The sequence below is a fragment of the Acinetobacter sp. CIP 64.7 genome, assembly GCF_000369745.1.
Taxonomy (GTDB): domain Bacteria; phylum Pseudomonadota; class Gammaproteobacteria; order Pseudomonadales; family Moraxellaceae; genus Acinetobacter; species Acinetobacter fasciculus.
In genome coordinates this window covers 2,054,913-2,079,937 of record NZ_KB850179.1, presented here as the reverse complement: position 1 = coordinate 2,079,937, position 25,025 = coordinate 2,054,913, and the positions used below count along the sequence as shown (strand labels likewise).

Here is a 25,025-nt window from a genome sequence, read left to right as displayed (position 1 = left end):
ATGAAAGACGTGATAGCCTGCGAAAAGCTCCGGGGAGGCGGCAAATATCCTGTGATCCGGAGATGTCTGAATGGGGAAACCCACTTACCATAAGGTAGGTATTGCAACATGAATACATAGTGTTGCAAGGCGAACGAGGGGAAGTGAAACATCTCAGTACCCTTAGGAAAAGAAATCAATTGAGATTCCCTCAGTAGCGGCGAGCGAAAGGGGAAGAGCCCATTAAGTCATATAAGTTCTAGTGGAACGCTCTGGGAAGTGCGACCGTAGACGGTGATAGTCCTGTACACGAAAGGGCTTATATGATGATGTCGAGTAGGGCGAGGCACGTGAAACCTTGTCTGAATATGGGGGGACCATCCTCCAAGGCTAAATACTCCTGACTGACCGATAGTGAACCAGTACCGTGAGGGAAAGGCGAAAAGAACCCCTGTGAGGGGAGTGAAATAGATCCTGAAACCGCATGCATACAAGCAGTGGGAGCCGGCTTAGTCCGGTGACTGCGTACCTTTTGTATAATGGGTCAGCGACTTATATTCAGTAGCAAGGTTAACCGAATAGGGGAGCCGTAGGGAAACCGAGTCTTAATAGGGCGTTTAGTTGCTGGGTATAGACCCGAAACCAGGTGATCTATCCATGAGCAGGTTGAAGGTTGGGTAACACTAACTGGAGGACCGAACCCACTGTCGTTGAAAAGCCAGGGGATGACTTGTGGATAGGGGTGAAAGGCTAATCAAACTTGGTGATAGCTGGTTCTCCCCGAAAGCTATTTAGGTAGCGCCTCGGACGAATACCATTGGGGGTAGAGCACTGTTTCGGCTAGGGGGTCATCCCGACTTACCAAACCGATGCAAACTCCGAATACCAATGAGTACTATCCGGGAGACAGACTGCGGGTGCTAACGTCCGTAGTCAAGAGGAAAACAATCCAGACCGCCAGCTAAGGCCCCAAAATTATAGTTAAGTGGGAAACGATGTGGGAAGGCATAGACAGCTAGGAGGTTGGCTTAGAAGCAGCCACCCTTTAAAGAAAGCGTAATAGCTCACTAGTCGAGTCGGCCTGCGCGGAAGATGTAACGGGGCTAAAACTATATGCCGAAGCTGCGGATTCACAATTTATTATGCGTGGTAGGGGAGCGTTCTGTAAGCCGATGAAGGTGGATTGAGAAGTCTGCTGGAGGTATCAGAAGTGCGAATGCTGACGTGAGTAACGACAATGCGAGTGAAAAACTCGCACGCTGAAAGACCAAGGGTTCCAGTCCAACGTTAATCGGGGCTGGGTGAGTCGACCCCTAAGGCGAGGCCGAGAGGCGTAGTCGATGGGAAATTGGTTAATATTCCAATACTTCTGTGTAATGCGATGAGAGGACGGAGAAGGTTAAGTCAGCCTGGCGTTGGTTGTCCAGGTGGAAGGTTGTAGGCATGTATCTTAGGCAAATCCGGGGTACTCTATGCTGAGAACTGATAGCAAGCTGTACTTGTACAGTGAAGTGGCTGATACCATGCTTCCAGGAAAAGTCTCTAAGCTTCAGTTACACAGGAATCGTACCCGAAACCGACACAGGTGGTCAGGTCGAGTAGACCAAAGCGCTTGAGAGAACTCTGCTGAAGGAACTAGGCAAAATGGTACCGTAACTTCGGGAGAAGGTACGCTGTTGTCTGTGATAGGACTTGCTCCTTGAGCGGCCGACAGCCTCAGAAACCAGGCCCCTGCAACTGTTTATTAAAAACATAGCACTCTGCAAACACGAAAGTGGACGTATAGGGTGTGATGCCTGCCCGGTGCTGGAAGGTTAATTGATGGGGTTAGCGTAAGCGAAGCTCTTGATCGAAGCCCCAGTAAACGGCGGCCGTAACTATAACGGTCCTAAGGTAGCGAAATTCCTTGTCGGGTAAGTTCCGACCTGCACGAATGGCATAATGATGGGGGCGCTGTCTCCAGCAGAGACTCAGTGAAATCGAATTCGCCGTGAAGATGCGGTGTACCCGCGGCTAGACGGAAAGACCCCGTGAACCTTTACTGCAGCTTGACATTGAACTTTGATCTTACTTGTGTAGGATAGGTGGGAGGCTTTGAAGTCGCGACGCTAGTTGCGATGGAGCCGTCCTTGAAATACCACCCTGGTAATATTGAGGTTCTAACTCTGTCCCGTTATCCGGGACGAGGACCATGTCTGGTGGGTAGTTTGACTGGGGCGGTCTCCTCCTAAAGAGTAACGGAGGAGTACGAAGGTGCGCTCAGCGTGGTCGGAAATCACGCGTAGAGTATAAAGGCAAAAGCGCGCTTAACTGCGAGACCCACAAGTCGAGCAGGTACGAAAGTAGGTCTTAGTGATCCGGTGGTTCTGTATGGAAGGGCCATCGCTCAACGGATAAAAGGTACTCTGGGGATAACAGGCTGATACCGCCCAAGAGTTCATATCGACGGCGGTGTTTGGCACCTCGATGTCGGCTCATCTCATCCTGGGGCTGAAGCAGGTCCCAAGGGTATGGCTGTTCGCCATTTAAAGAGGTACGCGAGCTGGGTTTAGAACGTCGTGAGACAGTTCGGTCCCTATCTACCGTGGGCGTTGGAAATTTGAGAGGATCTGCTCCTAGTACGAGAGGACCAGAGTGGACGAACCTCTGGTGTACCGGTTGTCACGCCAGTGGCATCGCCGGGTAGCTATGTTCGGAAGGGATAACCGCTGAAAGCATCTAAGCGGGAAGCCTACCTCAAGATAAGATTTCCCCGAGACTTTATGTCTCCTAAAGAGCCGTTGAAGACTACGACGTTGATAGGTTGGATGTGGAAGCATAGTGATATGTGAAGCTGACCAATACTAATTGCTCGTGAGGCTTGACTATACAACACCCAAACAGTTGTTGTACGAAGCTCGATTGATTCGATATTAAGCAAAACAGCTTGATTTAGTGAACGCTTAAGAACAAATGAGAGTATAATTAAGCACTGCTTAGTTCTACTCGCAAGAACTCAGATATATCTGTTAATGAATTCTATTTGGTAGAAAGCAAGGCATCTCAATAAGACCTAGCAAGTATCCATAAACAGTTGTGCTGGCGACCATAGCAAGAGTGAACCACCTGATCCCTTCCCGAACTCAGAAGTGAAACCTCTTAGCGCTGATGGTAGTGTGGGGTTACCCATGTGAGAGTAAGTCATCGCCAGCTCATTATTCCAAAATCCCCCTCCGCATCAGCAGAGGGGGATTTTTTTATGCGTGGGATTTAGTCGAAAGCTTAGACACTAATTCTTTATTAAGAGAAATTCTATTTATAATTTTTAAAATATATCTATTTACTTTTCTATGCTGAATTTAGACCAGAAACTCTGTATCTTGATGTTAATTTGAACAATAAATCAGTATGGAGAAGAGGATGTTGTCGCAATTTAAAATAAAAATTCTACTCAGTTGTTGTGCTTTAGCATTTACTGCCTGTCATGCAGAGAATTCATCTTCTAGAAGTATTCAAGACGCATCTACATCAGCTGCCAAATCGGATGCAGTCTCTTTAAGCATGCAAAAATATAAGGTTGAACAGGTGGCTCAATTTAATGAGCCGTGGGCGATTACTACTTTAAATGATGGCCGACTATTGATTACTGAGCGCAAAGGAAAATTGCAGCTCTTTGATCCAAAAACCAAGAAAAAAATCGAGGTGAAAGGTATACCCCAGGTTGCGTATGAGGGCCAAGGCGGCTTAGGTGAAGTTGCTTTACATCCAGATTTTGCAAAGAATCGATGGGTATATCTGAGTTATGCTGAAAAGGGTCAAGGTGGATATGGTGCTGTGGTCGTTCGTGGCAAACTTGATTTGAGCCAGTCTACCCCCCAACTGAAACAGATTGAACGGATCTGGACGCAAGTGCCGAAATTTTCAGGCCAAGGACATTATGCCCATCGGATTGTATTCGGGTCGGATGGTAAGTTATGGATCAGTTCAGGAGAACGTCAGCAATTCAACCCTGCACAGGACATGCAATCTAATGCCGGTAAGATTATTCGCCTGAATGATGATGGCTCAATCCCTGCCGATAATCCGTTTATGACTCAGGGTAAAATTGCCCAGCAGGTCTGGAGTCTTGGACACCGTAATCCTCTAGGCATGGCTTTTGATCCGAAAGGGCAGCTTTGGGTGATCGAAATGGGACCGAAAGGCGGCGATGAACTGAACAAGATTGTCAAAGCTAAAAATTATGGTTATCCACTGGTATCCAATGGCGATCATTATGACGGTAAGCCGATTCCTGACCACAGTACCCGACCTGAATTTGAGGCCCCGGCACTGAATTGGACTCCGGTAATTTCTCCTTCAGATTTAATATTTTATACTGCTAATGTCTTTCCGAAATGGAAAAATAAAGCGATTGCTACCGGTCTGTCTTCTAAGGCGATTGTGATTGTGGATACCACCCAGGTTCCAGTGAAAGAAGTTCAACGTCTGGATATGAAAGAGCGGATTCGCGGGGTTGCTCAGGCACAGGATGGTTCACTGTGGGTGATTCAAGATGGTCCGCGAGCAGGTTTGTTAAAAATGACAGCACCTTAATCATCTGCTTTTAGGTTGCTTATCTAAATATGAAATATTGAATAAGCTGACCATCTGGATAAAAATCTTTTTAAGCTGATGCTGGCATGAAAGAAAAAGGCCTCTACATCCTGTGAAGGCCTTTTCATATTCTGTTAAAGGTATAATGTCTGTGATCAGCATCCTGCTACGTGATTTTTTTTATTTTTCTTACAAGACTTCCTGTCTTGGTATGATCTGAATATAGCCTGAAGCGATACAACGCAATAGGGCAGTTTAACTGCATGGATTGTAGGTCAAAGCCGACAGCCGAATTTTAAAAAGATAAATTCAAAAATACTGTTTCAAAATGATTATCCGATCAAATTACAAATAGGGATGGTGATTTTGCTATATGTTAGCGAGAGAATACTCTTTTGATATGCATCAACTGATATAAATAAGAACGTCCATAAAATAATAAAAAGGAAACTCCTATGCCTACGATTCAAATTGAAGTTCGGCGACAATATCCTCAAGCAGTTGAGGAACAATTGCTCAACAACATATTTCATTGTGTGAAAACTACCTTTCAGCTGCCTGAATATGATCGTAATATTCGTCTGGTCATGCATGAAGCGCATTGTTTTCAGTATATGGGTCATTTAGCTCAGCCTGATATTTTACCTTGATCAGTATTGACTGGTTTGCTGGCCGCAGTCTGGAGACCAAGCGCACCTTGTATCAGCAGATGGTCAAAAGTCTCGGGGGAAATCGGTATTCCTGCAGATCATATTCTGATTCATCTGAGAGAAAGTGCATTGGAAAATTGGGGGATTCGAGGAGGACAAGCCGCCTGTGATGTTGATCTCGGGTTTAAGGTTGATGTCTGATGCATCCAGATCAGTAGTCACGTTAAATCTAAAGTTTAAACAGAAAAGCCTCAACATCCTGTCGAGGCTTTTCTGGATTTGCTTCTCAGATCTGACTCCTGTCTAATCTGTCAACGTCCTGTTGATTGGCGCTTTTTATTGTTGTCGTATCGCTGAGCAGACTTCCTGTCTGTCTATGTACTGACTATAGCCTCGCATAAAACGACCGCATAGCGGCTAAACTCTGCGCTGCATGTAGGCTAAAACGTACAGGGCTGTCGTCCATTCATTAAGCACTGACATATTGAATCAGTCTATCCACCACAGCTTTTAAGTTTTTATTATCAAATTCATTGCCTTGGAAGGAATAATCTTTGTTGCGCGCAAAGATGTCACGGATTTCGATCACGGCATTGGTATCCACCAGTCCTAGTTGAGTGCCGACTTGACGAATCTGGTCAATTGAACGTGAGCCGTTGGTCGCACCATAACCAATATAAGCTGCCGGTTTGCCTTGCCATTCCTTGCCGAGATAATCCAGGGCATTTTTCAGGGCAGGGCTATAGCCATGATTGTATTCAGGCGTGACAAAAATAAAGGCATCGCCAAGCGCAATCTTGTCGGCCCAGTCTTGCTGTTTGGGCTGATCATAAATCCCGGTCAATGGAGGATGGGCACCAGAAAATAGCGGAAGATCCCATTCTTTTAGATCGACAATTTCAGTTTCCAAAGTGCTAAAGGAATAACTTTTAATTTCCTGCAGTACCCAGTGCGCCACTTTAATCGCGGTACGTCCTTCACGCACACTCCCAACCACAATATAAATTTTCATGTTTCATCCTTTCTTCGGGTCTGATTATCAAATTAAATTAATCAGATTTCAGAGAGGTGACTAGAGATGATTTGTATCCGGAAAATAAAAAAGCTCCCGAAGGAGCTTTTTTAAAATCAGTTAATTAGCTGATGTCTTACATCAGTTTAATGCCTTGCTGACCCGCAGGTGTCACTTTGAAGATTTCCACTTCAAAGGTAATGTTTTTGCCTGCCAATGGATGGTTAAAGTCCACTTCAGTAATATCATCATTCACCGATCTCACCACGCCATACAAGGTGGCTTTGGCTTTGTCTTCAAACTCGATCATGTGACCTTCGATCGGACGTTCTCCAAACTTCACCGTATCAAATTTCTGGATGTTTTCCGGATTCCAAGGACCAAAAGCATCTTCTGGAGGCAGGCTCACCGTACGACGGTCACCGGCACGTAAACCAAACAGTGCTTTTTCAAAACCAGGCAGTAAATTACCATCGCCAATCACCAGGCTGACCGGTTCTTCACGGCTACGGGTATTGTCAATTTCCACGCCATTTTCGATTGCGACAGAAAAGTGCAGCTCGACTTTAGAACCGTCTGCAACCCGCGTTTCTTCGTTAGGATGAATAAAATCAGTCATGTTGTGCTTTCGCCTGTTGAATTCGATGTTTTTCTAAGAAAAAGGTATCAATCAGCATCAGAATAGTGCCCACAGTAATGGCACTGTCTGCAATATTGAACGCAGGGAAGTGGCTGTTCTGGTAATACACATGAATAAAATCGACCACATAGCCGAGGCTGACCCGGTCGATTAAATTACCGATAGCACCACCCAAAATCAGGGCAATCGCCAGCGGTAAAATTTTCATGTCTTTTGGCATACGCATCAGCCAAAACACAAAGATCACAGACACTAAACCTGCCAGTGAAGTAAAGAAATAGCGTTGCCAACCACCGGCATCGGACAGAAAACTAAAGGCAGCGCCATAGTTATGTAGCAGTGTCCAATTTAAAAAGGGCAGCACAGGAACAGGATCTGCATAGTTCAGATTTGTCACTGCAATCCATTTGGTCCATTGATCCAGAATGATCGCCAGAATGGCCAGTCCAACCCACCATAAATTATGTGGATAGAACTGGAATAAGCCCTTTTTGGTGTGGGTATTAGGCATATTTTCTCTCTTCGCCTTGGCCTGTAGGAAGGTTGATAATACAACGACCGCATAGACCAGGATGTGCAGAATGTGTATTTACATCTGGTAATACATGCCAGCAACGTACGCATTTTTCGCCATCCGCTGCTGAAACTTTCACATTCAAGCCTTCAAGATCAGACGCTTCACCTTGTGCTGCATCAAACTCATTGACGATCACTTGCGATGTGATCAGTACGAAACGAAGCTCATCACTTAACTTATCTAGCACTGCTTTTAATTCAGCATTTGCCCAAAGTTCAACTTTGGCAGACAAGTTAGAACCGACAGTTTTTGCTGTACGTGCAGTTTCAATGAATTTGTTTACTGCAGATTTCACAGCAATGAGCGTTTGCCATTCAGCTTCAGATACTACATTTGCAGTTGAAGCCACAGGAATGTCATACCATTCAGCCGTGAACACGTATTTCTCTGATTGCTCAGGAATTAACGGCCAAGCTTCTTGTGCAGTAAAGCTCAGGATTGGTGACATCCAACGCACGAATGCTTGTACCAAGTGATACAACGCAGTTTGTGCAGAATGACGTGCTTGCGAATCCGCTTTCGTGGTGTATTGACGGTCTTTGATGATGTCTAAGTAAAAACCACCTAAGTCATTGATACAGAAATTCGTTAAAGCAGTGGTGACGATATGGAAGTTCATATCTTCGTATGCTTTTTTAATGGTTTCTTGCACTTCAGATGCACGTTGCAAGATGTATTGATCAAGCGCGATCAATTGATCTACAGGCAGGGCATCTGTTGATGGTTTGAAACCATTCAAGTTCGCCAATAAGAAACGAAGCGTGTTACGGATACGACGGTAACCATCAGAGGCACGGCTAAAAATTTCTTTACCCGCGGTCATTTCATAACGGTAGTCCGCTGATGCGATCCAGAAGCGTAAGCCATCTGCACCCATATCTTTAATGATGTCTTGTGGTGTGATCACGTTACCGATCGACTTGGACATCTTGCGACCTTTTTCATCGACCACGAAACCGTGGGTCAATAGACCTTTATATGGCGCACGTTCGTTAATCGCAATCGAGGTCAATAACGACGACTGGAACCAGCCACGGTGTTGGTCTGAACCTTCCAGATATAAATCAGCAGGATCAGTCAGTTCTTCACGTTCACGCAGTACTGCATAGTGCGTTGTACCTGAGTCGAACCAAACGTCTAGCGTGTCACGAACAGCGTTGTATTGTTCAGCATCCGCACCGATAAACTCAGATGCATCACGGTTGTACCAGCCATCAATGCCTTCCTGCTCGATCAGTTTCGCGACTTCTTCGATCAGTTCAGGTGTACGTGGGTGCAATTCATTGGTGTCTTTATGTACGAAGAATGGAATTGGCACGCCCCAAGTACGTTGACGTGAGATACACCAGTCCGGACGACCTTCGATCATCGCTTGAATACGGTTTTTACCCCAATCCGGTACGAAGCTGATCTCGTTTTCAATCGCATTCAGTGCATTCTGACGCAGACCTTTGGCATCCATGCTGATGAACCATTGTGGGGTCGCACGGAAGATAATCGGGGTTTTATGGCGCCAGCAATGCGGGTAGCTATGCTTGATCACTACATGTGCCCAAAGCTTGGTCGCTTCAGTTAATGCTGCAATAATTTTTGGATTGGCTTTGTAGATGTGCTCGCCTGGGAAGATTGGCGACGTTGGTAAATACACACCATTACCACCGACTGGGTTTTCAACTTTCAAGTTGTACTGTAAGCCAACTTTATAGTCGTCCACACCGTGACCCGGTGCAGTATGTACAGCACCTGTACCGCTAGCATCGGTGACGTGTTCACCCAAAATCACAGGCACTTGGCGTTCAGCAATGAGCGGATGTTGGAGAACTAAATTCTCAAGTTTTGCACCTGTGAATTCAGCAAGTACTTCAAATGCAGTAAAGCCATAACGCTGAGTCGCAGACTCAACCAATGATTTCGCCAAGATAAAGTTTTGTGCAGCTTTATCTTCCGCTGTTGCTTTAACCAATTGGTATTCAAGCTCAGCATGCAGTGCAACCGCCTGGTTAGCAGGCATGGTCCAAGGTGTGGTGGTCCAGATCACGATGTCAGTACGATCAGCAACCTCTACGCCTAAACGAGCAGATAAATCAGCTAAATCAACAACGGTAAAACCAACATCAATCGCGTCGGATTTTTTATCTTCATATTCAACTTCAGCTTCAGCCAATGATGAACCACAGTCCAGACACCAGTTGACTGGTTTCAGACCTGGCTCGATATGACCTGCTTTTGCGATTGCACCCAGTGAACGTACGATGTCGGCTTCTTGTTTGAAGTTCATCGTGAGGTAAGGATTGTCCCAATCACCGAATACGCCCATACGTACGAAGTCTTTCTTTTGAAGTTCAACTTGGGTGTAGGCATATTCACGGCAGGCTTTACGGAAGGTAGACGCATCTACCTTCACGCCGACTTTGCCGACTTTTTCTTCGACTTTGAGTTCGATTGGCAAACCGTGACAGTCCCAGCCCGGTACATACGGTGCATCAAAGCCATCCATGACACGGCTTTTGATAATGATGTCTTTGAGTACTTTGTTGACCGCATGGCCCAAATGGATTTGACCATTGGCATAAGGAGGGCCGTCATGAAGCACGTATTTTTTCTTGCCAATACGCGATTCACGAATCTGCTGATAAATGTTGTCGGCATACCACTCTTCTAACCATTTCGCTTCACGTACTGCCAAATTTGCTTTCATTGCAAAGTCAGTACCTGGGAGGTTTAGCGTGGCTTTATAGTCCACTGCATTTTCAGGAGTTTGCTTATCGCTCATGCAAGTCGTCTTCCAATCTAATCAGTTATGTTACTGACACGTTTTACAATAAAAATATGGGATATTAAAAGGGAAATGTGGGGTGATTTCGACGAAACTCAAGCAGTTTCTCGACATCATCATCAATTCCGGCTTTTAGCGCTTCAAGCGAAGGATAGTCCTTTTCGCCATGTAAATAGTTTAAGAACGTCACCCGCATCAACAGGCCATACAGATTAGCAGAAACATCTGGAAAATGTACTTCTAATCGCCACTCTGGATGTGCTTGTTTGATGGCTGGACGTGTGCCGACATGACCGGCCCCAAACAGGGCAGTCGGGTCATAACCCACAATGCCTGTTTGCGTTGCAGAGTCGGCTTTTACTTTGTCTTTTAAGGATTGGGTTTCGCAAATGACCTCAACTCCGTAAATTCCCTTCAGGCAGGGCTTATGGCGGTTGAGCCGTACATTAATGGTGGGGAAATCAATAGTTCGACCAATCTGATCACCATATTGCACCCGCCCGGTAATGCTATAGGGACGCCCCAGCAATTGTGCGGCCAAGGCTAAATCACCGGCTTGTAGCGTCTGGCGAATCCGGGTGGAACTGACGCGTTCACCATCTAGCGCAATGGTATTTAAATTGGTCACTTCAAAGCCGTAATTGCGCAAGAATTCGCTGTTGCCTTGGCGGTTTTTACCAAAGTGAAAATCATCGCCCAAGACCAGATGCCGGGCATTGAGTTTTTCTTTTAAAATGTCGGCAAAGGCTTCTGCAGTCAGGCTGCGAAAAGTATGGTCAAATTTCGCCACCGCGATATAGTCCACACCCAGCTCAGTCAGGTATTCAACTTTTTCACGCAATGATGAAATACGCGGTGGGGCCTCATAACCCTGAAAGTATTCAAGCGGTTGCGGCTCGAAAATCATCACTACAGATTTTAAACCCTGTGCTTTGGCCACCTGTTTCAGCTGACGGATCATCGCCTGATGGCCTAAATGCACGCCGTCAAAATTACCGATGGTCACGGCAGTTTTGGGTAATTCAGAATGAGAGGCTAAAGCATTTAGACGGAGCAGCTGCATGGGCAAATCAAGTGCTTAGAAATATCGAGAGGCTATATATTGCCATAATCTCGCGCTTTCGTCTTGCTGTTGTGTTTTTATGCAATATTTTTCTTGAAAATTCACCTTCCTTGGAATTGAGCCGGCTGGTTTTTCTACGCACTAAGTATGTTTGATCAGAGCACTGATGCTTTTCATTCAGCCGGTTTTGTTTTCTAATGTCAGGGTTTTTCTTGATATCAGGTGTTTCGAATGTCCGATCTGGCGCTCATCATGGCTCTACCCAATGAATCCAAAGGCTTGTTTGAAGCAGAAGGCATTCAGGTACATTACAGCGGGATTGGTAAAGTCAATGCGGCTTTTAAAGCTTTTGAGGTGATTCAGAACACCGGTTGCAGTACCTTATTGAATTTGGGCAGCGCGGGAAGTTCGCATTTTAATGCGCATGAACTGGTCGAAGTCACGCAATTTGTACAGCGTGATATGGATGTGTCGCCCCTTGGCTTTGAGATCGGCATGACCCCGATGGATCAGCATTTCCCGGGTGCGATTGAGCTGGATTCTTTCTTTGACCATTTGCCGAAAGGAATTTGTGGGACAGGCGATAGCTTTGAAACCGGTATTTCAAAAGTGGCGTGTAATCTGGTCGATATGGAAGGCTATGCCTTGGCCAAAGTCTGTAAAAAGCTGGGCGTTCGGCTGATTTCAGTGAAATACATTACTGATGGAGCTAATGAGACTGCGCATCTGGATTGGGAAGAAAATCTGTTATTGGGTGCGAAAAAATTATTAGATTTATATCAAATGGTAAAATAAATAGGAGGGTCAAGTTTGCTCGGCGACCATAGCAGCTATGGTCGTGTGCCAATCAGAAGCGCTTGCTTATTTATCCGTGCGTGGAATCACGCCGTATAACATCATATGTACCGTATGCTGGATAATGCGTTGCTGCATGCTGCGGTTACGCAAGGTTTTACCCGTGACCATTTCCATTTGGGTCGCAAAGTCTGCATAGTTCTGGGTAATCGCCCAAATATTCAGAATCAGTAACTCAGGATCAATATCTGCAGAAATCTTGCCTTGCTCCTGCCAGTTGGAAATCACTTTGGCTTTACGCTTGACCAGTTTTTTTAGCGGACCTTTTAAAATTTCCAGAATATGCGGTGCACCTTGAATCACCTCCAAAGCAAATAAACGTGATGCTTTAGGCTGGGTACGCGACACTTCAATTTTTTGCATCAAATAATTGGTGATCGCTTCTTCAGGCTCAAGTTCAGCTTCCAAGGTTTGTAAAGGCGCCAGCCATTTTTGTAGAACGGTGGTTAATACCTCGACATACAGGGCTTCTTTATTTTCATAATAATAGAAAATATTCGACTTATGCATTTCTGCAATTTGTGCGATTTCATCCAGACTTGCCCCATTAAAACCATATAGGGAAAATACGTCTAGTGCAGCATTTAGCAGCTGATTGCGTTTTTGAGTACTCTTTTTTTGTTCCATTAGCAAATATAAAAAACAATGAAAAAGGGAATCCTCAATTGTACGGCAAATCATCAGATTTGTGCACACAGTCACAGGCTAATTTTTTGAATAATGATGATTTATTCTCTAGATCAATATTTAAAACAGGCTAAATGCATCTACACCGGGAGAAAAATTCAAGTTTCTGAAAATACTTCATTTATTCATTTTTTTTCTTCATCAATGCAAGAGAAGAATAATGTTGAAATGAAACTGATAAAAATGTCTTCTCATTGAGATAAAAGTATTTTTTATAAGAATAAGACCCAAAACCATGTGCGATTTTGGGTTGGAGTGGGTATTCAGGTCGCTAAAACTGCCTGCAAGACCTGATGTTCCAGTTCTGCAAATGTCACACTTTTTTGCCGGGGACGTGGCAAATTGACTCTAAACTCTTTGGCAATATGGCCTTTGTCCAGCAAGATAATCCGGTCTGCCAGTTGCACGGCTTCACTGACATCGTGCGTGACCAGAATGGCGGTAAAGCCTTGTTCGGTCCAGAGGCGCTCAATCAGGTTTTGCATTTCCAGACGTGTTAGGGCATCCAGAGCACCGAGCGGTTCATCCAGCAGCAGAATACGCGGCTGATGCGATAATGCTCGCGCTAAGGCGGTACGTTGCCGTTGTCCTCCGGAAAGCTGTGAAGGCCACAGTCCGGCTTTTTCTTTGAGTCCGACCTTTTTCAGCATTTGAGAGGCTTTGGCATGCTGCTCCTTCGGTAAACCAAGTTGCACATTCTGTTCGATACTGCGCCAAGGCAGCAGGCGAGGATCCTGAAACATCACCCGGATATCATCTGCAGTAATGCCTTCACGGATATGCCGGGCTGATTTGAATTTGATTTCGCCGTAGCTTTGCTGTTCCAAGTCGGCAATCAGGCGCAATAAGGTACTTTTACCACAACCGCTGCGACCGACAATTGCCAGAAATTCACTAGGTTGGATATGCAGGTCCAGATCTTCCAGAACTTTGACCGAACCATAAAACTTATGCAGCTGTTCAATGATAATTTCGGCACCAATCACTGCAGCAGGATTGATCTCTGCTGTAGGTGGTTCGAGTGGTGCAATCGGGTCATTGGCATGACGCCCTAAACTGAGATCAGTCATCACATGCTCCTCATTTATTCTTTATTTTTGATAGCCGGCATGCCAGCGCAGCAGGAATCGCTCTAAGGCCACGGCCAGAACATCGGCCAGTTTGCCGAGCAGGGCATACAGTAAAATACCCACCAAGACCACATCAGTTTGCAAAAATTCACGTGCATTCATGGTCATATAACCAATACCAGACTGAGCAGAAATAGTTTCGGCAACGATTAACAATACCCAGACCAGACCTAGAGAAAAACGCAGTCCGACCAGAATTGACGGCATCGCACCCGGCAGAATAATTTCTTTATACAGTTGCCAGCGAGTTAAGCCATAGCTTTTGCCCATCTCGATCAATTGCGGATCGACGGAACGAATCCCATGATAGGTATTGATATAAATCGGGAAAAATACCCCAATCGCCACCAGAAACAATTTGGCAGATTCATCAATCCCGAACCATAAGATGACTAGGGGAATGAGTGCCAGTGCAGGAATATTGCGGATCATCTGCAAGGTGGTATCGAGCAGGGTAGAGGCAGTTCTGGATGAACCATTTAACAGGCCCAGCAATAGGCCCAAACCACCCCCCACCAATAAGCCACTAATAGCACGCCCCGCACTGACTTGCACATGCATCCACAGTTCACCGCTGAGTAGCAAATTCCAGAAGGCCAAAACTACCGCACTAGGTGCAGGCAGAATCCGGCTTTCCAGCAGGCCTGTACTAGAGGTAATCTGCCAAATCGCAATCAAAAAAATTGGAACCAGCCAGGGCAGCAGATGCTGCCCCAGAATTGTTCCACGTGAAACCTGCTTTGGGGTCAGGGTTTCAACGGAAACGACTTTTGACATTAAGCAGACTCCTTAATTTTCTCAGCCTGCTTGTTCTCGTCCGGTGTGTAGTTGTTCGCCACGATTTCACCAAATGGACCGGTCAAGTTTGGTTGAGTGAGTTTTTGCTGGGTTTCCAGTGGAAGTAAAGGGAATACCAGTTCTGCAAAACGGATGGATTCTTCCAGATGTGGATAGCCTGAGAAAATAAAGGTGCTGATCCCCAGATCGGCATATTCCTGGATACGTGCAGCGACAGTTTCCGGATCGCCGACCAGTGCCGTACCTGCACCACCACGAACCAGACCCACACCTGCCCAGAGGTTTGGAGAAACTTCGAGTTTGCTGCGATCGCCATTGTGCAGTTCTGCCATACGGCGCTGACCGACCGAGTCCATGGATTTGAACTTGGCTTGGGCTGCAGCGATAGTGGCATCATCCACATATTGAATCAGTTCTTCAGCCGCCGCCCAGGCCTGCTCATTGGTTTCGCGTACGATCACGTGTAAACGGATCCCGTAATTCAGTTCACGACCTTTAGCTGCAGCCTTGGCTTTTACCACTGCAATTTTTTCTTTGACTGCTGCCGGTGGCTCGCCCCAGGTCAAGTAAGTATCGACCTGATCCGTGGCCAGCTCAATGGCATCATCCGATGAGCCACCAAACCATAAAGGCGGATGCGGCTGCTGAATGGGTGGATACAGCAATTTTGCATCATCGACACTTAAGCGTTCGCCATGGAAACTAAAGCTTTCACCGGTATGTGAGCGTTTTAAAATTTCACGCCAGATGGTGGTGTATTCGGTCGCCGTTTTATAACGGGTTGTGTGATCTTCATAGACGCCATCACCTTTTAGCTCCTGCTCGTCACCGCCAGTCACCAGATTCAGCAGTACTCGGCCATTAGACAAGCGGTCAAAGGTCGCGGCCATACGTGCAGCCAGTGCCGGCGTGGTCACGCCTGGACGCAATGCCACCAGGAATTTTAATTTTTTGGTCGCATCAATCAGGCTGGCTGCAGTTAACCATGGATCTTCACAAGAACGGCCAGTCGGAATCAGGACACCTTCATAACCAAGATTATCCACGGCAACGGCAATCTGCTTCATGTAGGCATGATCTACAACACGTGCGCCCTTGCTGGTGCCTAAGTAACGACTGTCGCCATGAGTGGGGATAAACCAGAAAATTTTCATATAATATTCCTTAAATTAAATGATCTTGTTTGCTCATCAATGTGTGGCCGCTGGCGACCAGATCTGTTGCTGGACGCTGATGGTTTTGGGAATCAGTTGAACCTGCTGGAAGAGATCGGCAATATTCTGTTGGGCTTTGATCACTTCCGTCGTTAATGGTTGTACCGGCGAAGGTTTAAGACGACGCTCAAATGCAATCTTCGCTACATCCGGTTTCAGACCGGTACTTTTCTGATAAATATCTAGAGCTACAGCCTGGTTTTTAAGAATCCACTGGTCAGATGCATTTAAAGCCTGGATAAACTTCCCGGGGCTATCCGGATGCTTCTGAATAAATTCGGGATTGCCGATATAAAAGGAGTAGGTTTGTGGAAAGTCACTAGATTCAATCAGCACCTTAACCTTGCTGTCGAACTCGGCTGCACCCAGGAAGGGATCCCAGATTGTCCAGGCATCAATGGCTTTTTTGTCAAAAGCAGCACGTGCATCCGCAGGGGGAAGCCAGACGGCTTGAATCTCTGACCAGCTTAATCCGGCTTTTTCCAGGGTTTTGGCCAGAAGTTCATGGGCACTTGAACCTTTCTGCACCGCGATCCGTTTTCCTTTCAATTGTTGAATATTTTGAATGGCACTGTCTTTCGGCACGACCACGGCCAAAGAATTTCCCGCCACTTTTTCAAAGGCCACGTAGCTCAGGGCTTTGTCTGCCGCCTGTGCAAAAATAGGCGGAGTATTTCCCACATAGCCATAATCCACTGCACCGACCGCTAAGGCTTCCAGCATTTGTGGACCTGCCGGAAACTCTTTCCATTCAATTTTGGCATTCGGGAATTGTTGTTCTAATAGCTTTTCATCGCGTGCCACCAGCAGATTCAAGGCTGATTTCTGAAAGCCAATCGCAATGGTTTTTACCGGTTGTGTTGCTTTGGTGTCTGCAGCAGTCTTTTGCTGTGCTTCCTGTTTCTGACAGCCAGTCAGACTAAAGCTCAATAACGCTAAACTGATATAAGAAACTGTTTTTAAATGACTCATCTTTATTCTCGAATTATTCTGCTGTTATTTAATAATTGCTGCATCAATATTCAGCTTTTGTGGAATCAGCTGCTGCGCATAAAACGCATCGGCGACCTGTTGCTGTTTTTGAATCACGTCAGTCGTGAGGGGTTTAACACCGAAGCCCATGCGTGAAATAGAGGTTTTTAAGACATCGACGGCTAGACCTGTCGGTTTTTGCAGGAGCTGAGCGGCAGCGTCCTGATTTTTTGCGACCCAGTCCGTGGTCAGGTTTAGTTCATTGACAACCGCCTGTACCACCTGAGGATGGCTTTCTGCGAACTTGCGATCTGCCAGATAGAATTGGTGGTTGCTCACCACATTTTCACCGCTGGCAATGACACGTGCACCAATCTGATGTTCAGCAGCTGCAAAGAACGGATCCCAGATGACCCAGGCATCAACTGCACCACGTTCAAATGCAGCACGTGCATCGGAAGGTGGTAGATAAATCACTTCAATATCACCGAGTGTCAGCTTGTTGGCTTCCAGAACTTTCAACAGCAGGTAATGCACATTTGAACCTTTGTTCAGGGCTACCCGTTTGCCTTTCAGATCCTGAATAGACTGGATTGGTGAATCTTTCGGTACAATCAGGGCTTCGGCCTTAGGTGCTTGCGGCTGATTGGCCACATAGACCAGATTTGAGTTGGCCGCCTGGGCAAAAATCGGCGGTGCTTCACCGGCTTCACCAAAAGAGATGCTGCCGACATTCAGGCCTTCAAGCAATTGCGGGCCAGCCGGAAATTCTACCCATTTCACATTGACCCCTTGCTGTTTTAAGCTGGTTTCCAGCGTACCGCGTTCTTTTAAAATAGGTAATACGCCGTATTTTTGGAAACCGATATTCAGGGTAATGGTCTCTTCTTTTTTCGAGCAGCCTGAAAGCATCATGACACCCACCATCGCAGTACCAAGTACTGCAGTCTTTGCTAAAAACTGAACATGAGATTGGCGCATGAATCAAAACTCCCGAAAGTGAAAAACTAGTGAATGAAAACTTAGACACACGCTAATCGTTTTTGTTTTTCTAAAAAAATAACTATTCAGGAATTTCTAATGAAGAAAAAAGATAAATAAAAAAGCGCAAAACTTATGCGAAAAAGTGATTTATATAAAAATGAAGATTTAATATTTAAATTAATCAAACTTATGAAATTTATAGTTATTTTTTTAAATCTGATCTGTTGATATGTTTAGCTAAAAACGAGTAATAGAATTTTAAAATTTAAATCGAGATTGCCAGATATCTTTATCTAAAATTAAGCTAAAGCACTGAAAGTAAAAGCCACTTTAAAGTGACTTTTTGCAAACAATTGAATTACGTTGATAATTATAAAAAGCCTGACGGGCATCCGGCAGATCATCGACTGAAGCCGGTTCAAAGCCCTGTTCCAGAAACCAGTGCGCGGTGCGGGTGGTTAGAATAAACAGCTGCTGAATCTGCATGCTTTTGGCTTTTTCTTCAAGATAATGCAGAATCTGGCTACCCCGATTAGACTTGCGATAACTTGGATGTACCGCAACACAGGCAATTTCTGCAGAACGCAACTCATCACCAGTGGTCGGAATCGGATAGAGGGCGGCACAGGCCAGGATCATGCCGTCCCGTTCGATTACGGCAAACTGGTTGATTTCATTTTCCAGACGTTCACGCGAACGATAGACCAGAATGCCTTCTTCTTCCAGTGGACGCAGCAAACCGATCAGACCCCCTACATCCTGAATATCGGCCATCCGCACTTCTTCATAATGTGCATCGGTGACCAGAGTGCCGGAACCATCGCGGGTGAACAGTTCTTCCAGCAGGGCACCATCATAGGCATAAGAAATCAGATGCACCCGATGTACGCCGTTCATTGAGGCTTCCTGTGCGGCTTTCAATTGTAGTCCTCTTTCCAGTGCATCTTGTTCTATCGGAATAAAATCATCCAGCTGTTGTGGGGTCACTTCACGTTTGAGCTGGCCATTACTGTCCATCAGGCCATGCTGCTTACCGAGAAAAATCAGTTTATCTGCCTTGAGGCGAATCGCAGTTTTGGTCGCGACTTCTTCAGCCAGCAGATTAAAGACTTCTCCGGTAGTGGAATAACCGGTCGGGCCAAGCATCACAATATTATGGCTATCCAGATGACGCTGAATCGCGTCAGTATCGACCGCACGAACTTCACCGGTCAGCTGGAAATCGATACCGTCGCGAATGCCATACGGCTTGGCAGTGACAAAATTTCCTGAAACGGTATCAATCCGGGCGCCATACATCGGCGAGTTGGCCAGTCCCATCGACAGCAGTGCTTCAATTTGCAGGCGGATCGAACCGACGGCATTCATCACGCAGCTTAAAGATTCACGTGTGGTGACCCGACGCTGCTGGTAAAAAGGCGTCGTAATCTGGCTTTGAGACAGATTCTGGTTAATTTGCGGACGTGCACCATGTACCAGAATCAGCCGAATGCCCAAAGAATGTAATAAAGCAATATCGTGAATAATATGCTGAAAGTTATCATTTAAGACGGCTTCGCCATCAAACATGATTACAAAGGTTTTGTTGCGGTGCGCATTGATATAAGGCGCAGAATGGCGAAACCAGTGCACATATTGCAAGGTTGTGCTTTGTGACGTTTCTGCTGAAGTCATGCTGAGCCCATTTCAATGATTGAAGATCCAGCTTTGATTCTAATGAAAAAAAACGCAAGTGGAAGCGCAGATATAAAAAAACACCTGAAGTCCCCTTCAGGTGTCTGCAAGACGAGCAGTAATGGAGAAAGCTTAGTTCATGATGCGTACAATTTTGTTGGTACGTTCATTCACCAGAACGTAGTCATTGTTGACTTTGTACCATTGCTGGAAACGACCGGTATTTGGTAAACGGCGTGCTTCGCGATCACTCACTTCAAAACGGTTGTTGTCATATTGACGAGGTAAAGTTTGTCCTACGCGCCAGTCACGGCTTGGATTGACCATACGGTTGTTATGACGGCGGTCATCATTCCAGCGACGGTCGTCATTCCATTTCTTGCTATCTTTGGCATTCCAGTGTGGTGCCGATTTATGTGGATTATAGTCATAACGCGAGTCATGCTGTGGTGCTGCCATTGCAGAAGTAGCTAACAAAGCACTTAGAGATAACGCGATTGTAGTTAAGACTTTTTTCATGGCTCTCACCTTAAGATGTATATCTAATTTCGATAAGACTAAATTAGCGAACAAGTACATAGAAAGCGTGAGTACAATTTAGTTAAATTGTTAAATTCATGAAGAAATTTAGTAGATAAGTCATGCAGTCTAAAAGCTGGATAAGCCGCAAGATTTGCGGATAAAAAAATTCAGCCAGTAAAATAGAAAAGCCCAAACATGGTTGGGCCTTAAAGAAGATTAAATTTGAATGCGCTTATGAACTAGTCACCCACGATGCGGATAATGCTGTTGTTTTCAGAATCCACCAGAATGTAGTCATTATTGACTTTATACCATTGCTGCTTGCGGTCAGGTCGAGGCAGGCGATGGTCTTTGTATTCAACTTTATAGCCATTGCCACGATAATGCTGTGGCATCACATAACCCGGCTGCCAGCGTAACTGTTGCAGGCGTTTCACCCCACGTTCTTCACGCATACGGCGGTTATCCTGTTGCTCTTCCTCTCGGAACTCACGGGCTTTTTTCTTGTCATGACCATGACGTGAATCCATACGGGATTCATCATTGAAATGAGGGGCAGCGATGACGACATTGCTCAGCATGAATGTACTGCAAGAAATTGCCAGTGCCACCAAAACCTTTTTCATGTTGAACCCTCATTAAATTGTTCATCTTCTACAGTGCCTAATGTACGGAAAAATTGCAGAGAAACTGTGAAGAACAGGCACAATTTTTATAACAAATGCAGAGATATTATGATGATGTCATGTTTTTACATGACTTTAGGCGACGGCATCACTTCTATAAAGTGGCCTATCGAGCTATGTCCTTATCTCATCAAAGCAAGGGCCAACATGCAAGCGAAAATCGATGATTTAGCTCAAAAAAACAGCATTGAATCAGCAAGAAAAAAGTTCATGATTTACTGAAACGGCAAAGAATTTTGCCAGTTTAGTTTGAGATTAATTCCATTGTTCTGCCAAACCCTGCAAGGACTGGATTGCTTCAGCCACCGATTCAGCTTGAAGAGCATCATCAAGTGCCACAATCAATGCTTCAGATAACTGCAACTGTTCAATCCGGTGAATCGTTTCAATTTTACGTTTTTGGTCAGCCATGCTGCGCTCCTGATTTGATCTATCTGTGGTTCAAGAAAGCATAGTTCAATGAGTTTGATTTGGAAAACCGTATAATTTTATATATTTAATATGTAAATCCGATTTATTGTTATTTTTTGCAGGATTTTAAGAAAAAAAAGGGCACTTTATCGAAAAGTGCCCAAGATTATTCAATGACCTGACTTTTAATAAGCGTAGTTCAGGTCAGTATAATCGTTGAGTGATTTTTGCACATGCGCCTGAATAAAGGCACGTACATCTTCGGCCGTCATGGCTTTACCCTGATTGCTGATGACATGCTCGATTTCAGGTTGTCCTTCAATTTTAATGCGATAAACAAAATGCTTGGCCAGACGATAACAGTCGTCTAATTTTTCAATGCCAGTCACATAATAATAGGCATGTTCAAAATTCAGATCCTGATGTGAAAATACAAATTGCTCGAACAATTTGAGTTTCTGAGCATTTTCGAGTGCTTTGATGTCATCCACGATACTGGCTTCAAACTTGGTGCCGTATTTTTCTGAAATAGGCTGTTGATCAATCAGCAGCGACACCATGCCATCGTCTAAATGGGTCACCGTAATATTGTTTAATTCAGTCATGATGCACTCGAGTGAAATATATTGGGGCTTAGTATGATGTTATTTTAATGAAACTCAATGCGAGCGGGGTGAACTTACTCAAGATTTATGCGCTGAATACGACTAAAACCGAAATAAAAAGGGAGCAATTGCTCCCTGAATGACAGACAGAATAATTTAATCCTGTGCGTCAATACTCTGGCCATTCATATGCAGGCTGTCATTACCCATCAAATACAGATAAGCCGGCATGATTGAATCGGGGGTAGGCAGGGTTTTCGGATCTTCATTCGGATAGGCCTTGGCGCGCATGGCAGTCCGCGTTGCTCCGGGATTGATGCAGTTATAACGGATATTTGGATGTACCTGCTCTTTGGCAAATAACTGGCTTACCGCTTCAATGGCAATTTTAGACACCGAATAGGCACCCCAGCGTTCGCGGGCTTCGCGGCCTACACCTGAGCTGGCAAAAACTACTGAAGCATGTTCAGATTTGGATAACAGCGGCAGCAGGGCCTGGGTCATGACAAAGGGTGCACGCAGATTGACCGCCATCACATCATCCCAGACGTTGACCGGATAATCCGCCAGGGGAACCCGTTCGCCTAAAATGCCGGCATTGTGCAGAATGCCGTCCAGACGACCAAACTGACGGTCTAGCGTATCGAGCAAAAGCTCATAATCCCGTTCTGAAGCACTTGATAGTTGTAGCGGCAAGATGGCAGGTTGCGGCGCACCCAAACTTTCAATTTCATCATAAATGACTTCGAGTTTGTTTAAGGTACGCCCATGCAGCACCACAGTTGCGCCATGCAAGGCATAACTGATTGCTGCTGCACGTCCAATGCCATCGCCCGCACCTGTGATCAGGATGATACGATCCTTGAGCAGATCGGGGCGAGGTTGATATGCTGAATATTTCATTATCTACCTCCTCATTTCTTATTATTTAGTGTTAAGCGTTCAAGATACCGCAGTATGCTGCTTCAGTACCAGTGTCTGAATCAATTGATATAATTCTGGCACAGTATGCACGATATGGTCGGCCTGCCAGGCATTTAAATCGTCTTTGTATTGCAACGGCAAATAACCATAGGCAGCCAGAATGGTCGGCATCTGGGCATGACGGCCGGCATCAATATCTCGTGGATGATCTCCGACATAGATACAGTCTTCTGCGGCAAGATTCAGTTGCTTGGCTGCCAGATACATCGGTTCAGGATCAGGTTTGGTGCGGGTGACATCTTCAGGGCACACCAGTACCGCACAGCGTTCACTCAGATTCAGTGCTTGCAGTAAAGCCTCACTGAGCCAGCGCGGTTTATTGGTCACAATCCCCCAAGGAATGTCATTTTCCTCTAGCTGTTCAAGTAATGGATACATGCCATCAAACAGATCGGTATCGACCGCAATATCTGCGCCATACATGTCCAGAAAGCGCTGACGGTGTTGCAGAAAGACCGGATCTTCCAGTTGCAGTTCCGGATAAACCAGTTTCACCATAGCGCGAGCGCCTTCGGAGACCTGGGTACGAATCAGCTCGGGTTCAACCAGTGCACGGCCTTCTTCATGGCACATCTGCTGGATAATCCGGATAAAATCGGCAGCGGTATCAATCAGGGTACCATCGAGGTCAAATAAAACGGCTTTCATGCTGTGGTCTCTGCTGCGCTATCTTTCACGGTATAGACCATATAGTTCACATCAACATTCGGTGCCAGCCAATAACGCTTGGTCAGCGGATTATAGTGCAGACCGGTCATGTCTTTAAGCTTTAAACCCGAGTTGCGAATGTCATGTGCCAGTTCGGACGGCTTGATAAATTTGCTGTAATCATGGGTGCCTTTGGCCAGCATGCGCAAGACATATTCTGCCCCAATAATGGCAAATAAATAGGACTTCGGATTGCGGTTAATGGTCGAGAAGAATACATGACCACCTGGCTTGACCAGCTTGTGACAGGCCTGAATAATCGATGCCGGGTCTGGTACATGCTCTAGCATTTCCATGCAGGTCACGATGTCATATTGGCCAGCCTGTTCCTCTGCCAGTTGCTCAACCGGCACCTGACGATATTCAATATTGTTCACACCTTCCTGTTCGGCATGGATGCGTGCTACGTTCAGAGGCGCTGCACCCATATCAATCCCGAGCACATCGGCACCGCGACGCGCCATGCTTTCGGCCAGAATACCGCCACCACAGCCGACATCCAGCACTTTTTTGCCGTTCAGGCCTCCGGCATGTTCATCAATCCAGTTTAAACGCAGTGGATTAATCATGTGCAAGGGGCGGAACTCGGAATGCTGATCCCACCATATAGCTGCAAATGCTTCAAACTTGGCAATTTCTTGTGGATCAACATTCAATTGCGACATCGGTGTCACCTCAATCAGTCGTGATTAGCTAAAAATATGTATGTGCCGAATGGCCAGAGAAACTGATTTAAAACCTTGAAAATCAGTCCGATGGTTTAGTGTAGCGATTCTGGCAGAAAAAGCGATAAAAGCAGCAAAAAAGTTCACAGAATGAAAACGAAACCGGCATAATTGATTTATAGTGAACACATAAACTAAGCATAATGATTTAGAGGACGATAATCCGAATGAAAAAATTCCTTTTAGGCGCTGTTGCCGCATCTGTTTTGGCCTTTTCAGGCAATGCTATGGCCAATTTTGTGGCAGGTCAGGACTATCAGGTGGTTGCAAAACCAGTCAAAGTCGAAAAACCGGGCAGAATTGAGGTACGTGAATTCTTCTGGTACGGCTGTGGTCACTGTTTCGCGCTTGAACCCCATATGCAGGGCTGGTTGAAAAAATTACCAAAAGATGTACGTTTCGTACGTACACCTGCTGCAATGAATCCACTCTGGGAACAGGCAGCGCGTGCTTATTATGTGTCTGAAGCATTGGGTGTGCGTCAAAAAGCACATTTACAATTATTCCATGATATTCATGACAAGCAACGTCCAATTTTAGAACAGGCGCAATTGGCCAAGTTCTATACCCGCTATGGTATTTCTGAAGCGAAATTTAACAGCACTTATAAATCTTTCCCGATCACTTCGAAAATTGCCCAAGCTAAAAATCTGGCTGCTCAGTATCAGCTCAGTGGTGTTCCGGCAGTGACCGTGAATGGTAAATATATTGTGCAAGGTAATGATGCCAAAGTCATTCAGGTGGTGAATTACCTGATCGAAAAAGAGCGTAAAGCCAAATAAGTCTGAACTGACGATCACT

Annotated in this window: 22 protein-coding genes, 2 rRNA genes and 1 pseudogene; 6 read left to right on the top strand and 19 right to left on the bottom strand. The window is 45.5% G+C overall.

The genetic code is table 11. The features are described 5' to 3' along the window. From F890_RS16490 to F890_RS19345, 4 genes and pseudogenes are all read left to right on the top strand, one after another. A 23S ribosomal RNA gene (locus F890_RS16490) occupies positions 1-2,847 on the top strand; the annotation flags it as partial. Positions 2,848-3,056: 209 nt separating this feature from the next. Continuing rightward, a 5S ribosomal RNA gene (gene rrf, locus F890_RS16485) occupies positions 3,057-3,171 on the top strand. A gap of 207 nt (positions 3,172-3,378) precedes the next feature. Further along, the gene (locus F890_RS16480; protein ID WP_005267730.1) at positions 3,379-4,551 is read left to right on the top strand and encodes a PQQ-dependent sugar dehydrogenase; all 1,173 of its coding nucleotides are present in this window, start codon (positions 3,379-3,381) and stop codon (positions 4,549-4,551) included. A 455-nt stretch (positions 4,552-5,006) separates the two neighbouring features. Next, positions 5,007-5,402 (top strand): annotated as a pseudogene (locus F890_RS19345) (tautomerase family protein). A 268-nt stretch (positions 5,403-5,670) separates the two neighbouring features. On the opposite strand, the gene F890_RS16470 reads toward F890_RS19345, so the two are convergent. From F890_RS16470 to ribF, 5 genes are all read right to left on the bottom strand, one after another. Continuing rightward, positions 5,671-6,213, bottom strand: coding sequence for an NADPH-dependent FMN reductase (locus F890_RS16470; RefSeq protein WP_004729031.1), 543 nt, complete (start codon positions 6,211-6,213; stop codon positions 5,671-5,673). Positions 6,214-6,349: 136 nt separating this feature from the next. Beyond that, a complete protein-coding gene (locus F890_RS16465) occupies positions 6,350-6,832 on the bottom strand; it encodes an FKBP-type peptidyl-prolyl cis-trans isomerase (RefSeq protein WP_004281217.1) in 483 nt (160 codons plus the stop codon). Beyond that, positions 6,825-7,364: a signal peptidase II gene (lspA, locus tag F890_RS16460; protein WP_004729033.1), complete on the bottom strand. Its 540-nt coding sequence runs from the start codon at positions 7,362-7,364 to the stop codon at positions 6,825-6,827. Before lspA ends, F890_RS16465 begins: the two co-directional genes overlap by 8 nt. After that, positions 7,357-10,203: an isoleucine--tRNA ligase gene (ileS, locus tag F890_RS16455; RefSeq protein ID WP_004647154.1), complete on the bottom strand. Its 2,847-nt coding sequence runs from the start codon at positions 10,201-10,203 to the stop codon at positions 7,357-7,359. Before ileS ends, lspA begins: the two co-directional genes overlap by 8 nt. A gap of 64 nt (positions 10,204-10,267) precedes the next feature. Further along, entirely contained in the window at positions 10,268-11,269 is a 1,002-nt protein-coding gene (ribF, locus tag F890_RS16450; RefSeq protein ID WP_004729035.1) for a bifunctional riboflavin kinase/FAD synthetase, read from the bottom strand. A gap of 231 nt (positions 11,270-11,500) precedes the next feature. Here ribF and F890_RS16445 point away from each other — a divergent pair, with 231 nt between their 5' ends. Next, positions 11,501-12,064 (top strand): 5'-methylthioadenosine/S-adenosylhomocysteine nucleosidase family protein, encoded by a 564-nt coding sequence (locus F890_RS16445; protein ID WP_005245594.1) that lies wholly within the window; start codon positions 11,501-11,503, stop codon positions 12,062-12,064. 66 nt (positions 12,065-12,130) lie between these two features. On the opposite strand, the gene F890_RS16440 is transcribed toward F890_RS16445, so the two are convergent. The 14 genes from F890_RS16440 to ubiG all read right to left on the bottom strand — a co-directional run bounded on the left by F890_RS16440 (position 12,131) and on the right by ubiG (position 24,164). Next, a complete protein-coding gene (locus tag F890_RS16440) occupies positions 12,131-12,751 on the bottom strand; it encodes a TetR family transcriptional regulator C-terminal domain-containing protein (RefSeq protein WP_004281222.1) in 621 nt (206 codons plus the stop codon). A gap of 323 nt (positions 12,752-13,074) precedes the next feature. Further along, the gene (locus tag F890_RS16435) at positions 13,075-13,881 is read right to left on the bottom strand and encodes an ABC transporter ATP-binding protein (RefSeq protein ID WP_005267725.1); all 807 of its coding nucleotides are present in this window, start codon (positions 13,879-13,881) and stop codon (positions 13,075-13,077) included. A 21-nt stretch (positions 13,882-13,902) separates the two neighbouring features. Beyond that, entirely contained in the window at positions 13,903-14,718 is an 816-nt protein-coding gene (gene ssuC, locus F890_RS16430) for an aliphatic sulfonate ABC transporter permease SsuC (RefSeq protein WP_004729041.1), read from the bottom strand. After that, positions 14,718-15,893 (bottom strand): FMNH2-dependent alkanesulfonate monooxygenase, encoded by a 1,176-nt coding sequence (ssuD, locus tag F890_RS16425; protein ID WP_004647160.1) that lies wholly within the window; start codon positions 15,891-15,893, stop codon positions 14,718-14,720. The genes ssuC and ssuD overlap by 1 nt, the downstream gene beginning before the upstream one ends. Positions 15,894-15,929: 36 nt before the next feature. Further along, positions 15,930-16,925: an aliphatic sulfonate ABC transporter substrate-binding protein gene (locus F890_RS16420; protein WP_005250174.1), complete on the bottom strand. Its 996-nt coding sequence runs from the start codon at positions 16,923-16,925 to the stop codon at positions 15,930-15,932. A gap of 24 nt (positions 16,926-16,949) precedes the next feature. Beyond that, on the bottom strand, positions 16,950-17,906 hold the full coding sequence (locus F890_RS16415; RefSeq protein WP_005250176.1) for a sulfonate ABC transporter substrate-binding protein: 957 nt from the start codon (positions 17,904-17,906) through the stop codon (positions 16,950-16,952). A 333-nt stretch (positions 17,907-18,239) separates the two neighbouring features. Next, positions 18,240-19,583, bottom strand: a complete 1,344-nt coding sequence (gene argA / locus F890_RS16410; protein WP_005250177.1) for an amino-acid N-acetyltransferase — start codon at positions 19,581-19,583, stop codon at positions 18,240-18,242. A 132-nt stretch (positions 19,584-19,715) separates the two neighbouring features. Beyond that, a complete protein-coding gene (locus tag F890_RS16405) occupies positions 19,716-20,102 on the bottom strand; it encodes an RcnB family protein (protein WP_005250179.1) in 387 nt (128 codons plus the stop codon). Positions 20,103-20,344: 242 nt separating this feature from the next. Next, positions 20,345-20,731: an RcnB family protein gene (locus F890_RS16400; protein ID WP_005105288.1), complete on the bottom strand. Its 387-nt coding sequence runs from the start codon at positions 20,729-20,731 to the stop codon at positions 20,345-20,347. 315 nt (positions 20,732-21,046) lie between these two features. Further along, positions 21,047-21,202, bottom strand: a complete 156-nt coding sequence (locus F890_RS18860) for a hypothetical protein (RefSeq protein ID WP_005105291.1) — start codon at positions 21,200-21,202, stop codon at positions 21,047-21,049. A 185-nt stretch (positions 21,203-21,387) separates the two neighbouring features. Next, the gene (locus F890_RS16395; protein WP_005250180.1) at positions 21,388-21,807 is read right to left on the bottom strand and encodes a hypothetical protein; all 420 of its coding nucleotides are present in this window, start codon (positions 21,805-21,807) and stop codon (positions 21,388-21,390) included. Positions 21,808-21,963: 156 nt separating this feature from the next. After that, positions 21,964-22,710, bottom strand: coding sequence for a YciK family oxidoreductase (locus F890_RS16390; RefSeq protein WP_005094903.1), 747 nt, complete (start codon positions 22,708-22,710; stop codon positions 21,964-21,966). Positions 22,711-22,749: 39 nt separating this feature from the next. Continuing rightward, positions 22,750-23,439: an HAD family hydrolase gene (locus tag F890_RS16385; protein WP_005267721.1), complete on the bottom strand. Its 690-nt coding sequence runs from the start codon at positions 23,437-23,439 to the stop codon at positions 22,750-22,752. Further along, the gene (ubiG, locus tag F890_RS16380) at positions 23,436-24,164 is read right to left on the bottom strand and encodes a bifunctional 2-polyprenyl-6-hydroxyphenol methylase/3-demethylubiquinol 3-O-methyltransferase UbiG (RefSeq protein WP_005250185.1); all 729 of its coding nucleotides are present in this window, start codon (positions 24,162-24,164) and stop codon (positions 23,436-23,438) included. Before ubiG ends, F890_RS16385 begins: the two co-directional genes overlap by 4 nt. A gap of 227 nt (positions 24,165-24,391) precedes the next feature. Between ubiG and F890_RS16375 the strand changes: the two genes are divergently transcribed. Next, positions 24,392-25,006, top strand: a complete 615-nt coding sequence (locus tag F890_RS16375) for a thiol:disulfide interchange protein DsbA/DsbL (protein ID WP_005094908.1) — start codon at positions 24,392-24,394, stop codon at positions 25,004-25,006. Positions 25,007-25,025 lie beyond the last annotated feature (19 nt).

Coding starts and splice junctions, on each gene's coding strand:
- F890_RS16480 (WP_005267730.1), top strand. CDS start 3,379: ATGTTGTCGCAATTTAAAATAAAAATTCTACTCAGTTGTTGTGCTTTA.
- F890_RS16470 (WP_004729031.1), bottom strand. CDS start 6,213: ATGAAAATTTATATTGTGGTTGGGAGTGTGCGTGAAGGACGTACCGCG.
- F890_RS16465 (WP_004281217.1), bottom strand. CDS start 6,832: ATGACTGATTTTATTCATCCTAACGAAGAAACGCGGGTTGCAGACGGT.
- lspA (WP_004729033.1), bottom strand. CDS start 7,364: ATGCCTAATACCCACACCAAAAAGGGCTTATTCCAGTTCTATCCACAT.
- ileS (WP_004647154.1), bottom strand. CDS start 10,203: ATGAGCGATAAGCAAACTCCTGAAAATGCAGTGGACTATAAAGCCACG.
- ribF (WP_004729035.1), bottom strand. CDS start 11,269: ATGCAGCTGCTCCGTCTAAATGCTTTAGCCTCTCATTCTGAATTACCC.
- F890_RS16445 (WP_005245594.1), top strand. CDS start 11,501: ATGTCCGATCTGGCGCTCATCATGGCTCTACCCAATGAATCCAAAGGC.
- F890_RS16440 (WP_004281222.1), bottom strand. CDS start 12,751: ATGGAACAAAAAAAGAGTACTCAAAAACGCAATCAGCTGCTAAATGCT.
- F890_RS16435 (WP_005267725.1), bottom strand. CDS start 13,881: ATGACTGATCTCAGTTTAGGGCGTCATGCCAATGACCCGATTGCACCA.
- ssuC (WP_004729041.1), bottom strand. CDS start 14,718: ATGTCAAAAGTCGTTTCCGTTGAAACCCTGACCCCAAAGCAGGTTTCA.
- ssuD (WP_004647160.1), bottom strand. CDS start 15,893: ATGAAAATTTTCTGGTTTATCCCCACTCATGGCGACAGTCGTTACTTA.
- F890_RS16420 (WP_005250174.1), bottom strand. CDS start 16,925: ATGAGTCATTTAAAAACAGTTTCTTATATCAGTTTAGCGTTATTGAGC.
- F890_RS16415 (WP_005250176.1), bottom strand. CDS start 17,906: ATGCGCCAATCTCATGTTCAGTTTTTAGCAAAGACTGCAGTACTTGGT.
- argA (WP_005250177.1), bottom strand. CDS start 19,583: ATGACTTCAGCAGAAACGTCACAAAGCACAACCTTGCAATATGTGCAC.
- F890_RS16405 (WP_005250179.1), bottom strand. CDS start 20,102: ATGAAAAAAGTCTTAACTACAATCGCGTTATCTCTAAGTGCTTTGTTA.
- F890_RS16400 (WP_005105288.1), bottom strand. CDS start 20,731: ATGAAAAAGGTTTTGGTGGCACTGGCAATTTCTTGCAGTACATTCATG.
- F890_RS18860 (WP_005105291.1), bottom strand. CDS start 21,202: ATGGCTGACCAAAAACGTAAAATTGAAACGATTCACCGGATTGAACAG.
- F890_RS16395 (WP_005250180.1), bottom strand. CDS start 21,807: ATGACTGAATTAAACAATATTACGGTGACCCATTTAGACGATGGCATG.
- F890_RS16390 (WP_005094903.1), bottom strand. CDS start 22,710: ATGAAATATTCAGCATATCAACCTCGCCCCGATCTGCTCAAGGATCGT.
- F890_RS16385 (WP_005267721.1), bottom strand. CDS start 23,439: ATGAAAGCCGTTTTATTTGACCTCGATGGTACCCTGATTGATACCGCT.
- ubiG (WP_005250185.1), bottom strand. CDS start 24,164: ATGTCGCAATTGAATGTTGATCCACAAGAAATTGCCAAGTTTGAAGCA.
- F890_RS16375 (WP_005094908.1), top strand. CDS start 24,392: ATGAAAAAATTCCTTTTAGGCGCTGTTGCCGCATCTGTTTTGGCCTTT.